This is a genomic window from Pedobacter hiemivivus, from assembly GCF_005144565.1.
Classification (GTDB): domain Bacteria; phylum Bacteroidota; class Bacteroidia; order Sphingobacteriales; family Sphingobacteriaceae; genus Pedobacter; species Pedobacter hiemivivus.
In genome coordinates this window covers 62559-75452 of sequence record NZ_SWDX01000014.1, presented here as the reverse complement: position 1 = coordinate 75452, position 12894 = coordinate 62559, and the positions used below count along the sequence as shown (strand labels likewise).

Below are 12894 nucleotides of genomic sequence, written 5' to 3'. Positions count from 1 at the left end.
AATGAGAAACTATTCTTTTATCCTCATGTTCGCTTGCTTATTGGCGCTTTCTGCCTGTAACAACAATAGCTATACCCCTAAGCCAAGAGGATATTTTAAGATAGATTTTCCGGCTAAGGCTTATCAGAACTACGATAAGGATTGTCCCTTTTCATTTGATTATCCAAAATATGCAACGCTGGTTGCCGATAGCAGTACCGACACCCAGCCATGCTGGTACAATGTTAGTTTTCCTCAATTCAATGGTCGGTTGCATTTAACCTATTATGATATCTCTTCAAAAAAGGAGTATGAAAATTTAGTAGAGGATGCCCGCACATTTGCTTTTAAACATACTGTGAAAGCAAATGCCATTGATCAAAAGCTAATTAATTACCCTGAAAAAAAGGTTTATGGTGTTTATTATGCCATTGAAGGGAATACCGCATCTTCGGTGCAGTTCTTTTTAACAGACAGTGTGAAGCATTACTTTAGAGGAGCTTTGTATTTTAATGAGCGACCTCAGTACGATTCGATTCAGCCGGTAGTTAACTTTATTAAAAAAGATATTGATCGTATGATCAGTACATTCAAATGGAAAAATTAATAATAAAATAATGATAAGTATTAAACAATTCACCTTTAACCCTGTAAGGGAAAACACATATGTTCTGTTTGATGAGACCGGCGAATGTGTAATCATAGATCCGGGAATGTATGATGCAGAAGAGCAAAATGCAGTGGTGAACTTTATTAAAGAGCAGAAACTTAAGCCTGTACTTTTACTAAATACGCATTGTCATTATGATCATGTATTTGGTAATAAGTTTGTTTTCGACAATTGGGAATTAAAGCCTCAATTTCATAAAGGCGAGCTATATGTGTTGCAAGCTATTCCAGGTTATGTACCTCAGATGGGCTTACACTATGAACTTTCGCCTGAACCAGAAGTGTTTTTGGAGGAAACAGGGATAGTGAAATTTGGCAATAGCCAATTAGAACTCATCTTTGCACCTGGGCATTCACCGGCGCATTTATGTTTCTATGCTGCGGCGGATAACTTTTTAATTGGTGGTGATGTATTGTTTTATTCCAGTATTGGCCGTACAGACCTTCCTGGGGGGAACCATTCACAATTAATCAATAGTATCAAAAATAACTTGTTTATATTGCCAGATGATTGCAAGGTTTACCCAGGACATGGTCAATCTACAACTATAGGTTTTGAAAAATTACACAATCCATTTTTGCAATAAGTATTAGTTCATAAGTATTGAATACACCATTTTACATAGCACGCAGGTATCTTTTTGCAAAAAAATCTACCAATGCCATCAACATCATCTCTGCAATTTCGGCAGCTGGTGTTTTTGTGGGTAGCGCTGCTTTGATCATTATATTGTCCGTGTTTAATGGCTTTGAGCAAGTGGTGTTAAAAATGTTCAATACCATTACGCCAGAGCTTGTTATTTCACCCGTTCGAGGCAAAACGTTCGATCCGAATACGGCATATTTTAATGAACTAAAAAAGAAAAAGGAGATTTATTCTTATACCGAAGTACTGTCAGAAAATGCGCTGTTAAGGTATAATGACAAGCAATCGGTAGGCTTGGTTAAAGGCGTGAGTCCGGATTATTTAAAAAATAAGAGCCTGGATAGCATTGCGGTTGATGGGGTGTTTAAATTAGAAAACAAAAGCTTGAATTATGCGGTTATAGGTTCGGCAATTCAGACTTATCTAATGGTAAATACCACTGATCCATTTAATCCACTTCAGGTGTTTTCTCCAAAAAAGAAAAGCAATCAAAGCGGCTCAATTAACCCTGCTGATGACTTTACCATTCTTTCTATCCCCGTTTCCGGTGTTTTTGAAGTCCAGCAAGATTTCGATAATGTGGCTATTGTACCCTTAAGGTTTGCGCGAAAGCTACTCGAAGAACCAGTAAAGATCTCCTCTATTGAAATTAATTTGCAACAAGGAATCGAGCCAGATGAATTTAAAGCCCGCATTGAAGATCAGATTGGAAAAGACTTCGAGGTAAAAAATAGAATACAACAAAATACAGTGCTGTATAATATTTTAGGGAGCGAAAAATGGGCAGTATATATCATCCTGACCTTTATATTAATCATTGCTATATTTAACATCATAGGCTCTTTAACCATGCTTGTCATTGATAAACTAAAGGATATTGCCATTCTTAGTAGTTTAGGGGCGGGAAAGACCTTAATCAAACGTATTTTCCTATTTGAAGGAATGATGATTACCATGGCCGGCTGCATCTCCGGTTTAATTGTAGGCTTAATCTTTTGTCTGTTGCAGCAGAAGTTGGGCCTAGTAAAAATGTCTCAAGACAATTTGATTATTACCAGTGCTTACCCTGTTGCTTTAAAATGGAAAGATTTTTTGCTAGTATTTATAACAGTAACTGTTTTTTCTTTTATGGCATCAGCTTTGTCATCTAACTTGAGTGTCAAGAAGGTAAATCATTTAAATCAAGATCTTTAAAATCATGAATATATTTAAGCGTCCACTATTTTTATTAATAGCAATTGTTGTTGCGATTGCTGCTTGTAATCCTAAGCCTGGCGAGGTTCAAGAGAATGTCACACGTACGATGAAGGGGTTGTATAGTTACGGCCCAGAAATAAAGTCATTCACAGATTGTGAAGACGGGAATGAATACTGGGTTGCCGATAGCGCAAAAACGCTTGAACTGGCTTATAACAACCTTGGTTTCGAAAAACCTTACGAGCCGGTATATGTAGAGGTGGAGTGCCACACCATAAAATCAGACAGCCTGAATATGTCTGCTGATTATGATTCGACATTGGTGGTGACCAAATTGCTTAAGATTACAAAAGAGATACCTGATGGCCCTTGTAACTAAGGGATCAGGTAGATGTTTTGTTTAATGGGGGTAATCAAATCTCTTTCCTGAGCCATTTTAAACAACACATCGATGGCTTTTCGTCCTTCTTCGCCCAGTTCGATGCTATATTTATTGACATAGAGTTCGATGTGTTTGTACATTACTTCTTCACTCATTTCCTGCGCATGTTGCTTGATGAAATCCAGGCCTGATTTTGGGTTGGCGAAGGCAAACTCTACCGATTTTTTAATCAATCTGTTTACCTTTTCTTTGGTTGTCTGATCTAGGGCTCTGTTGATGACAATCCCGCCTAAAGGAATGGCGCATCCTGTGAGTTGCTCCCAGTAATTGCCCAGATCGACGATTTTATGCAGCCCTTTTTCAGTATAGGTAAATCGGTTTTCGTGGATAATTAAGCCCAGATCAATTTTATCTTCCAATAAAGAAGTTTCTATGTCTGAGAAAACCATTTCCTGTTTATTTGTCAAATGGGGGAATGCAATTCCCAACAAGAAATTCGCAGTGGTATATTTACCTGGGATGCCGACTTTATATTTGGGATTTAATTGTTCCCGCTGGGCAACTATGTTTTCATCATGGCAAATGAGTAGTGGACCTACACCAAAACCAAGGGCACTACCTGCATCTAGCAGTGCATATTGCTCATGGACATAAGCGAAAGCGTGAAAACTAAGTTTTGTGATGTCCAACTCCCCCCTCAGTGCTTTTTGATTTAGTGTTTCCACATCGTCAAAAAAAACTTCAAATTCTAAACCTTCAGTATCGATTTTATGATGGATCAGGGCATCGAAAATGAAGGTGTCATTAGGACAGGGGGAAAAGCCAAGACTAAGTTTCATCTTGTAAAGGTAAGGACTATGCGAAAAGCAATGGTTATGTATTTGTCAAAAATCCAATGGCCCATTCGTTAAGGTTCTTTATAGCCAGACCAATCTGCCATTTTTCCTTATTCCGAGGTTCAACATAATTGGATATGCTGCGGATCTGAAGGACGGGTAAAGATTCTTTTTCGCAAGCGTAAATCACAGCAGCACCTTCCATACTTTCCACTGCAGGGTTACTTTGCTTTATTACTTTAAGGATGCTATTCTCCTCTCCGTGGACCTTGTTTACGGTTATGCCATGCGCTTTTTGTAGCTTTTCTACACCATCGTGTAGCAAATTGTTTATGGCGCTATATCTGGCTTTGCCAAAACCCAATTCGTCAATAGTCAAAAAATCAGCTCCATTTTCGGCGCCTAGTTCGGAAAACTCATCTGTGGTTACATTTACCACAGTTCCTAAAGGGATGTTGCGATCAAAAGCGCCGGCAATACCGAGATTTAGAACCAATTTGTAATGGTTGGATAGGTGCTTGCCCAGGGCAAAAGCCGTAGCGGTCATCCCAACACCTGTAACCAAAATGTCAAAGTCTTTCGTGCGCACAAAATCCTGATCCGGTAAATGGAAGTGTGTGGCTAATAAAGCGATCTCAGCCCTTGTTGCGGCAACCAAAAGAATCTTCATGCTAGCTAAGTTAGATATTTAACCTTTCTACTTTAAGCTTTCTGCGTATATTTGTCGATAATATAACAGATAATGATTTATATAACCAGAAAAGCATCATTTAACGCAGCGCATAAATTATCCAGACCAGATTGGACTGACGATAAAAATACTGAAGTTTATGGCAAATGTGCCAATCCAAACTGGCATGGTCATAACTACCAATTGTATGTAACCGTTAAGGGAGAAATTAATCCGGAAACAGGTTTTTTGGTAGACCTGAAATGGCTGAAAGATATCACCAACACTTATGTCGTTGATAAAATTGATCATAGAAACTTGAACCTTGACGTTGATTTTATGAAGGGCAAATTGGCTTCAACAGAAAATCTGGCTATTGCCATCTGGGAACAATTGGCCGACCTGATCGCCGAATCGGGCGCGCAGTTACATAGCATAAAAATTTACGAGACTGAAAACAACTTTGTTGAATACTTCGGTCAATAACTGTACATAATGGACAACATACAACGTTTCGAGGAGGAAGAGGATAGCGGGTATATTAAAATTGACCGCTATAACGAAGATAAAATAGCTGCAGTAGCAGATCATTATAAAGATATTTTGGGTCAATTGGGTGAAGATCCAAGCCGCGAAGGTCTAGTGAAAACGCCTGAGCGTGTGGCCAAGGCCTTACAGTTTCTTACCCATGGTTATGACCTTAATCCGGCAGAAATATTACGCTCAGCAATGTTTAGAGAGGATTATAGTCAAATGGTAGTGGTTAAGGATATAGAGGTTTTCTCTATGTGCGAGCATCACATGCTTCCATTTTTTGGGAAAGCCCATATTGCCTATATTCCAAATGGCCATATCGTTGGTTTAAGCAAAATCCCTCGTATTGTTGATGCGTTTGCAAGGAGGTTACAGGTACAAGAGCGTTTAACAAACGAAATCAGAGACTGTATACAAGATACTTTAATGCCTGCTGGTGTTGCCGTTGTTATTGAATGTAAACACCTATGTATGGCAATGAGAGGGATACAGAAACAAAATTCTGTAACCACCACTTCAGCTTTTACGGGCGAATTCGCAAAAGATAAGACAAGAGCAGAGTTTTTAAGACTAATTACAGCTAATCTGCATTAGCAGAGTTTAAAACAAACATAAAACAAATGAAAGCATATATATTTCCAGGCCAGGGCGCTCAGTTTTCGGGCATGGGTAAAGAACTTTACGAAAACGAAGTTGCAAAAGCGTTATTTGAGCGAGCCAATGAAATCATCGGTTTCCGCATTAGCGATATCATGTTCTCTGGTAGTGACGAAGAGTTGAAGCAAACTAAAGTTACTCAACCTGCGATATTCCTTCATTCCGTAATTCTTGCTAAAACCTTAGGTGATGCTTTTAAGCCGGATATGGTAGCTGGACATTCATTAGGCGAATTCTCGGCCCTTGTTGCAGCTAATGCACTATCTTTCGAAGATGGACTGAGATTGGTAATCACTCGTGCAAATGCGATGCAGAAAGCTTGTGAATTAGAGCCTTCAACAATGGCTGCAATCCTTGGATTAGCAGATGAAATCGTTGAAAACGTATGTAAAGAGATTCCTGAAGTAGTTGTAGCGGCTAATTATAACTGCCCGGGACAAATCGTTATTTCTGGAAGTATTGAAGGTGTAGATATTGCCTGTCAAAAATTAACTGAGGCTGGAGCAAAGCGCGCACTGAAACTTAATGTTGGTGGAGCTTTCCATTCGCCATTAATGGAGCCTGCACGTCTGGAACTTCAGGAAGCAATAGAAAAAGTAACTGTACTTCCTCCAGTATGTCCTATTTATCAGAATGTAGATCCGGCTCCAAACGTTGATCCTCAAAAAATAAAAAATAACCTAATTACACAATTAACAGGCGCAGTGAAGTGGACACAGACAGTTGAGCGTATGCTTGCTGATGGTGCTGATGAATTTGTAGAAGTTGGCCCGGGAAATGTATTACAGGGATTAGTTAAAAAAGTAAATAGAGCCGTGCAGACCAGTTCTGCTTCAGCTTAGTGAAAGATGAAGAATCCTTAAATAATATAACAAGCGTGAGTATAAGAGGTAAAATTAGATTTCTTTTATTAATACTGGGCGCTTGTTGTATTGTTACAGCTTTATCCTTAAAACACTCGATCACCAAAAGGGATCTGCTCAAGTACGATGCCCATCAGCTTCAGGAAAACCTGAAAGCCAAAGAGCAAACCATTTATAGTTTCCTTTCGGATTCCCTTCAAGTGGAGCGGGCTAAACAGTTTGATCAGAACGAACGTGCCAGCGCAGATTTTATCAAAAGCTATTCCGATAAGGGGCTTAGCTTATTGGTGTATAAAAATCGAGACCTTAAATTCTGGAGCTCATTCAATGTATTTCCTGCTGATCCAAAGACGGCTAAAGAGGGTTCTTCTTTTGTTAAACTCCGCAATGGCTTTTATGAGCTGATCAAGAAGACTTCGGGGGATTATATCCTTATTTTTCTAATTGAAGTAAAGAGTCAGTTTGATATTCAAAATAATTTCCTCGAAAATATCATCTCAAAATACCTTTCTCCTTCTAATTCCTTGTTACTGGCAACTTATTCTGATCCAGAAGTATATGGGATAAAAAATCTAAAAGGAGAGCCCTTGTTTGAAGTTAAATTAAAACAGGAGGCATCTAAAAGCATTTACGGAACTATAGAAGTCTGGTTATGGGTGGTAGGCCTTTTCAGTTTTTGTCTGTTTTTAAACTCTTTTTGTGCCTGGTTGGTTAGAAGAGGACATTTACTAAGCGGAACGTTATTGCTGGCGGTCTTTTTTTTGGTAGTTAGGATTACAGACCTTGAATATGGCTGGTTTAATCACCAATTCAACTTGCAGATCTTTAGTCCAGCTATATTTGGGGAGAGTTTTTTCCTTCCCTCTCTAGGTGATTTTTTACTTAATGTAATTGCCATTACCTGGGTAGTCTTGTTCGTTTACACTTATCGGGATAAATATAAAGTTCCAAATTGGCTGGCTATAAGTAAGACAGGGGGTATAATCTTGCATTTGATCCTTTTGATCGCTTTCTCAGGGTTGGCATTTTTGTTTGATCAGGTTTTTCATGGCTTGATCATGAATTCGAAGATAAATTTCAATATCACCAATATCGTTAACCTGGGCTGGATTAGCTGGATCAGCATTTTCATTCTATGCCTGGTATGGTTTAATGTTTATCTGGTTGGAAACATTGCCATGCAGCAAACATTGCAGCTCAATGTAACCAACAAGGACCGTTTAATTTTATTCCTTGCCGCTTTTTTTGCCTACCTCATCTACAGAATAGAAAATGGATTTAGCATATTTTTTATCGCGTATGCGCTATTCATTTTTATTATGGGCTGGAATGTCTATATTAGAAGGGATAAGTTCTCTATAGGGATATTTGCGGCCTTATTTTTCTGTTTGGCTTTCATAACCTCAATTAAATATTTGAGATTTACTGATGAGAAGGATAAAAGTAAGCGCTACAACATCGCTAAAAAATTGGGTTATGCCGATGATCCAAAGATAATCAGTTCTATTGAGAATCTGGAAAAGGCCGTTTCTACAGATGCATTTATTGCCGAGTATTTTAAAAGGCCGATTCTAGATGGGACCTTTGATTTGGAGAAACATGTTAATAAAATATTACTAGGCGGATACCTTACACAGTACGAGTACAATTTGTATGAATATAACCGACAGGATTCTGCGATATCGAATAAAGACGGCGTTCCGCTCAGTTATTATAAAGATTTAGTAAAGTCGGGCTCTGTTAAGGTACCCGAATCGCGGTCCTTCTACAGGTTAAACTATACTTTTGGCTACCAGAATTATTTTGGGATCATACCAATATTTGTCGATAACCACAGGTTGGGCACATTGGTGATAGATCTTAAATCCCCACAGTACAATTATAACAGTCAGCTCCCAGAGATATTGGTAGATGGCAAGGTGAAAGGGGAGGAAGATTATACCAGTTACTCTTTTGCTTTTTACAACTCGGGCAAGCTAATCAACCAGTCAGGTAAATTTACCTATAAACTGTCCAATGCAGGATTTAAAGGAGAGGTTGGGAAGGGCGAAGTTATTCGCGATACGCTTGGTTATACCCATTTAGTGTATATGCCAGCCAGCTCCAAGATGATTGTGATTAGTAAGGAACGCGTTTCCTATGTCGTAAGGCTAGCTACGCTGTCATTTTTCTTCCTTGTTTTTATTATTTTTTCGGTTACGCTTTATGCTTTGATCTGGCTCATCAAAAACATAGATGAAACCTGGGGTGGTTGGTTTAACATCAACCGGTCGTTAATGATTAATGCCAATAAGATTCTTTACAAAACCCGGATTCAGTTCTCCATTGTACTATCTGTGGTGGCTACTTTATTGATCGTAGGCTGGACGACTTATTTTTATATTCGTGATGAGTACCGCAAACAACAGGAAACCCTAATAAAAGAAAAGATCCGGAAAGTTCAGCTTGCTTACGAAAAAGTGGTTTTTAGTGCTGGTGCCATTCCTGATGCGAACGATCAAACTGAAGCTGACTTTAATCAATTTGCTAACGTTAATGCGGCCTACTTGAATCTTTTTGACATCAATGGTAATGTTCGCTTTACCTCCTTGCCAAAAATATACGACTTCGGGATTATTGGCAAAAAGATGGAGGCTACGGCTTACATCTATCTTAAATTACAGCAAGTATCAGAATATATTAATCCTTCAGAGCAGATTGGTGATTTTAAGTATGCATCAGCATATGCGCCGATAAGAAACGCAGAGAATAAAACTATCGCTTATATTGGATTGCCGTATTATGGGAATGAAGCGGATTATCAAAGTAAAATTGGCCTTTTTATCAATACGTTGATTAATATTTATGCGCTGGTATTTGTGGCCATAGGTATCCTTGCTGTTTTTCTGGCCAACCAAATTACCAGTCCGCTTACATTTATACAGGATAGTATCCGGAAAACCAAGCTGGGGCAAAAGAATCAACCTATTCAATGGTCGCGACATGATGAGATCGGCTCTTTAATAAAAGAGTACAATAAGATGATTGCTGCCCTGGAAGAGAGCGCCGCCAAGCTGGCACGCTCAGAGCGGGAGAGTGCTTGGAGAGAGATGGCTAAACAGGTTGCTCATGAGATTAAAAACCCACTGACCCCCTTGAAATTAGGTGTTCAGTTGCTCGAAAAATCATGGAAAGAGAGAGATCCTAATTTTGAAAAGAAGTTTGAAAGGTTTAATAAATCATTTATTGAGCAAATAGATAGCCTGTCGACCATAGCCTCGGAGTTTTCAAATTTCGCAAAAATGCCTGATACTAAGCTGGAAAAACTGGTGCTATTACCGATCATTGAGCAGGCGAGGAACGTTTTTACAAATACGGAGGATGCCGAGATTTATATCTTTAATCATTCGACTACAGAGCTGGTTGTGTTGGGCGACAAAGACCAATTGCTTCGAACCTTTAATAATCTGCTAAAAAATGGAATTGAGGCTGGTAATGTAAACCATAAATGTGTCATCAAGATTCGTATTGTTCAAGATGAATCGAATGTATTTATAGAGGTAGAGGACAATGGAAAAGGAATAGATACTTATCTGCAGGATAAGATATTCGTGCCGAATTTCACGACTAAATCATCCGGAACCGGATTAGGATTGGCGTTTGTTAAACAAGCTGTAGAAAATGCGGGTGGGACGGTTGGTTTTAAATCTGTAACCAATATAGGTACTACATTTTACCTTAGCTTTCCCTTATCTTAAGGTAATGGAAGCCTTACCCATGGTAAAGCCATCTGTGTATAAAATGATGGAATAGTCTCCCTTGATAAAGGGATTAGGATTAATCCAGTCCATCACGTAAGCCGTATCATCACCAGAGTAGGCTATGGAAGTAGATGAGGTGTATTGCATTTCCTGCCCATCAGCTTCAAACATGTTGCGCTCATTGGCAATCAGGTTACCCACAGGATCAAAAATGCGAAGGTAAACTGTATGGTTGTTTTTCTCCGCAAGCTGATTAGGAACGATAGTGAATTTTACGCTTAGTTTTTTAGCGGTGCTTGCGCGGGTTACTTCTACGTTTTTACCACTGCTTTTAACCTTATAAGCTGTAATCAGAACATTGTTTGCCTTTAAAGCCGCACTTGTTTTGACTTTTGCATTCAGTTCGGCATTCTTTTTCTCCAATTCGTTTGTCTTAAACCTTTCCGTACTAACGGACTGTTTTAAGCTATCCCGCTGTGTTTTTAAGAATAAGTTTTCTTGTTCCAAACGAAGAATCTGTTCGTTGTGGGTGCTCACAAATTGCCTTAGTTCGCGAACTTCTTTTTGGGCTGCGGTTAAATTCGCCTGAGTTAAGGTGCCTTTTTGGAGAGCGAGCTTCAACTCCGCTATCTTTTGCCTGGCTGATTGCTGCTCTTCCTGAAGCTTCCCAGTCAGCACTAAATTGAGCTCGTTCGCTTTATCTAATTCCACTTCAATTTTCTCGACCTCTAGTTGTAGCCGGTCTTTTTCGGTATTAATGGACACAAAACGTCCGTTTTGCTGTTCATCTTTAATATATAGATAAAGGTTAGTGCCAAGTAAAGCCGCAATAACTACAATCAAAAAATAAATTTTGTTGCGGTCACCTCTATTGACAGTATCATTTTGGTTTGACATTTTTTAATTCAAATAAGCTGTTAAAGAGGGAAGGCCATAAAATGCAGGATTAGGTAAAAAAACACTCAATTTGTATAAGAGCTAGAAAAAAATCGTTTAATTGCTAGATTCAGAGCGAATACTGTCTACTGAACACAACAAAATGAAACCAATTTTAATCACCACTAATTACAAAAGATGTTTAAAATACTAATTTATGCACTATTATCAGTTATAATCCCCATTTCCCTAATAGCGCAAACCCCATCAAAAATTGCTCCAAAAAGAGAGTTTAGAGGGGTGTGGGTTGCAACTGTTGCTAATATTGATTGGCCATCTAAGCCTGGACTTAGCGTTGACCAGCAAAAACAGGAGCTAATTGGGCTGTTGGAGCAGCATAAAGCAAATGGTATGAATGCGATTATGTTGCAGGTACGTCCTGCTGCGGATGCATTTTATGCTAAATCAAGAGAGCCCTGGAGTCAATGGCTAATGGGCAAACAGGGCGTAGCGCCAGCTCTGGGTTACGATCCATTGGAGTTTGCGATTAAAGAAGCTCATTTTAGGGGGATGGAGCTCCATGCCTGGTTTAATCCTTATCGCGCAACTATGAGTGCCAACACGGTGGTTAGTGCTGATCATATGACACGAAAACGTCCCGATTTGTTTTTCGTGTATGGCGGTAAGAAACAATTCGATCCGGGAATACCCGAAGTAAGGGAATATATTGTTCAAGTGATTTTGGATGTGATAAAGGGATATGATGTTGATGGGATTCATTTCGACGATTACTTCTATCCATATAAAATAGCTGGTCAAACGATAAATGATGCCACAACTTTTAACAAATACCCGAATGGCTTTACGAATGTGAGCGATTGGCGCCGGAACAATGTTGATTTGCTGATCAAACAGCTCGATGATAGTATCCATCATTATAAAAAGTATGTGAAGTTTGGCGTAAGCCCTTTTGGGATCTGGAAAAATCTTTCTGAGGATAGCCTCGGATCTGCAACCAATGGCCTGTCTAATTATTCTGAACTGTACGCGGATTCCCGCAAATGGATTAAAGAAGGTTGGGTAGACTATATTAATCCACAGGTATATTTTAGTTTTACGCGTAAGGCAGCGCCTTTTGCGACCATTGTAGACTGGTGGACGAATAATACCTATGGCAGGCATTTATACATCGGACAGGGCCCTTATTTGATCCACAACGGAACGTCAAAGAAGGAAGCTGCCTGGGCTTTATCTAATCAGATTCCTAACCAAATCAGACATATCCGAAAGAGTAACCTGATACAGGGAAGCGTATTCTTTAGTTCTAAGTCTTTCTCTACTGTTGGACGGGCTTTTGGCGATTCTCTTAAGAATAACTTCTATAAATATCCGGCCCTGCCACCACAAATGCCATGGTTGGATGATGTGGTTCCTAATCAACCGCTCAATCTCATTGCTGAAGCACATGTCGATGGCGTTCACTTAAGCTGGGAAAAACCATTAAAAGCAGCAGATGGCGAAACGGCTTCCGGTTATGTAATCTATCGATTTAATGAAGGAGAAAAGATTGATGTGCTGGATGCAAAGAACATCATCAGGATTAGGTTCGAAGACTTTACTAAGTTTATAGATACCAATGTAGAAAAGGGAAAGCGTTATAATTACCTGGTCACGGCATTGGATCGGTTAAAGAATGAAAGTGAGCCGAGTGGACCCGTAGGAATTCAGACAAAGGAGCTTGCTAGTGCTGAATAAGGCTGCTGCGTGACGACCGTACAAAAATGACTATCATACATAAAAAATGGGGTGTTTAAATTAATAAACACCCCATTTTTTATGTATGAT

12 protein-coding genes are annotated in these 12894 nt (G+C 39.2%); 9 read left to right on the top strand and 3 right to left on the bottom strand.

All coding sequences use genetic code 11. From position 1 onward, the window contains the following. The first annotated feature begins 1 nt into the window (after nucleotide 1). Genes gldD through FBD94_RS24025 form a run of 4 tightly spaced genes read left to right on the top strand, consistent with a single transcriptional unit; the run spans nucleotide 2 to nucleotide 2870 of the window. Nucleotides 2–586 (top strand): gliding motility lipoprotein GldD, encoded by a 585-nt coding sequence (gene gldD / locus FBD94_RS24040; protein WP_136882106.1) that lies wholly within the window; start codon nucleotides 2–4, stop codon nucleotides 584–586. 10 nt (nucleotides 587–596) lie between these two features. Next, the gene (locus tag FBD94_RS24035) at nucleotides 597–1235 is read left to right on the top strand and encodes an MBL fold metallo-hydrolase (RefSeq protein ID WP_136882105.1); all 639 of its coding nucleotides are present in this window, start codon (nucleotides 597–599) and stop codon (nucleotides 1233–1235) included. Between the two features lie 17 nt (nucleotides 1236–1252). Next, a complete protein-coding gene (locus tag FBD94_RS24030; RefSeq protein WP_131612012.1) occupies nucleotides 1253–2488 on the top strand; it encodes an ABC transporter permease in 1236 nt (411 codons plus the stop codon). Nucleotides 2489–2492: 4 nt separating this feature from the next. Further along, nucleotides 2493–2870, top strand: a complete 378-nt coding sequence (locus FBD94_RS24025; RefSeq protein ID WP_131612010.1) for a hypothetical protein — start codon at nucleotides 2493–2495, stop codon at nucleotides 2868–2870. Here the strand turns inward: FBD94_RS24025 and FBD94_RS24020 are convergent. Both FBD94_RS24020 and mqnB read right to left on the bottom strand, forming a co-directional pair. Continuing rightward, complete coding sequence (locus FBD94_RS24020; RefSeq protein WP_131612008.1) at nucleotides 2867–3712, bottom strand: menaquinone biosynthesis family protein; 846 nt, start codon at nucleotides 3710–3712, stop codon at nucleotides 2867–2869. The two genes, FBD94_RS24025 and FBD94_RS24020, sit on opposite strands and share 4 nt — an antisense overlap. 34 nt (nucleotides 3713–3746) lie before the next feature. Continuing rightward, nucleotides 3747–4379 (bottom strand): futalosine hydrolase, encoded by a 633-nt coding sequence (mqnB, locus tag FBD94_RS24015; RefSeq protein ID WP_136882104.1) that lies wholly within the window; start codon nucleotides 4377–4379, stop codon nucleotides 3747–3749. A 72-nt stretch (nucleotides 4380–4451) separates the two neighbouring features. Here mqnB and FBD94_RS24010 point away from each other — a divergent pair, with 72 nt between their 5' ends. From FBD94_RS24010 to FBD94_RS23995, 4 genes are read left to right on the top strand one after another with little or no spacing between them, the layout of a single operon-like run. Beyond that, complete coding sequence (locus FBD94_RS24010; protein WP_131612004.1) at nucleotides 4452–4865, top strand: 6-pyruvoyl trahydropterin synthase family protein; 414 nt, start codon at nucleotides 4452–4454, stop codon at nucleotides 4863–4865. Between the two features lie 9 nt (nucleotides 4866–4874). Further along, nucleotides 4875–5507 carry a GTP cyclohydrolase I FolE gene (gene folE / locus FBD94_RS24005; protein ID WP_131612002.1) on the top strand — a complete coding sequence of 211 codons (633 nt, stop codon included), beginning with the start codon at nucleotides 4875–4877 and terminating at the stop codon, nucleotides 5505–5507. Nucleotides 5508–5533: 26 nt separating this feature from the next. Beyond that, nucleotides 5534–6412: an ACP S-malonyltransferase gene (gene fabD, locus FBD94_RS24000; protein ID WP_136882103.1), complete on the top strand. Its 879-nt coding sequence runs from the start codon at nucleotides 5534–5536 to the stop codon at nucleotides 6410–6412. Nucleotides 6413–6447: 35 nt separating this feature from the next. Then, nucleotides 6448–10170, top strand: coding sequence for a sensor histidine kinase (locus FBD94_RS23995; RefSeq protein ID WP_235884642.1), 3723 nt, complete (start codon nucleotides 6448–6450; stop codon nucleotides 10168–10170). Here FBD94_RS23995 and FBD94_RS23990 read toward each other — a convergent pair. Then, nucleotides 10162–11070 carry a hypothetical protein gene (locus tag FBD94_RS23990; protein ID WP_136882102.1) on the bottom strand — a complete coding sequence of 303 codons (909 nt, stop codon included), beginning with the start codon at nucleotides 11068–11070 and terminating at the stop codon, nucleotides 10162–10164. The two genes, FBD94_RS23995 and FBD94_RS23990, sit on opposite strands and share 9 nt — an antisense overlap. Nucleotides 11071–11247: 177 nt before the next feature. On the opposite strand from FBD94_RS23990, the gene FBD94_RS23985 reads away from it, so the two are divergent. Next, nucleotides 11248–12804 (top strand): glycoside hydrolase family 10 protein, encoded by a 1557-nt coding sequence (locus tag FBD94_RS23985; protein WP_136882101.1) that lies wholly within the window; start codon nucleotides 11248–11250, stop codon nucleotides 12802–12804. The last annotated feature ends 90 nt before the right edge of the window (nucleotides 12805–12894 follow it).

Excerpts from the sequence above, each read along its gene's own strand:
- gldD (WP_136882106.1), top strand. The coding sequence starts at position 2 with ATGAGAAACTATTCTTTTATCCTCATGTTCGCTTGCTTATTGGCGCTT.
- FBD94_RS24035 (WP_136882105.1), top strand. The coding sequence starts at position 597 with ATGATAAGTATTAAACAATTCACCTTTAACCCTGTAAGGGAAAACACA.
- FBD94_RS24025 (WP_131612010.1), top strand. The coding sequence starts at position 2,493 with ATGAATATATTTAAGCGTCCACTATTTTTATTAATAGCAATTGTTGTT.
- FBD94_RS24020 (WP_131612008.1), bottom strand. The coding sequence starts at position 3,712 with ATGAAACTTAGTCTTGGCTTTTCCCCCTGTCCTAATGACACCTTCATT.
- mqnB (WP_136882104.1), bottom strand. The coding sequence starts at position 4,379 with ATGAAGATTCTTTTGGTTGCCGCAACAAGGGCTGAGATCGCTTTATTA.
- FBD94_RS24010 (WP_131612004.1), top strand. The coding sequence starts at position 4,452 with ATGATTTATATAACCAGAAAAGCATCATTTAACGCAGCGCATAAATTA.
- folE (WP_131612002.1), top strand. The coding sequence starts at position 4,875 with ATGGACAACATACAACGTTTCGAGGAGGAAGAGGATAGCGGGTATATT.
- fabD (WP_136882103.1), top strand. The coding sequence starts at position 5,534 with ATGAAAGCATATATATTTCCAGGCCAGGGCGCTCAGTTTTCGGGCATG.
- FBD94_RS23990 (WP_136882102.1), bottom strand. The coding sequence starts at position 11,070 with ATGTCAAACCAAAATGATACTGTCAATAGAGGTGACCGCAACAAAATT.
- FBD94_RS23985 (WP_136882101.1), top strand. The coding sequence starts at position 11,248 with ATGTTTAAAATACTAATTTATGCACTATTATCAGTTATAATCCCCATT.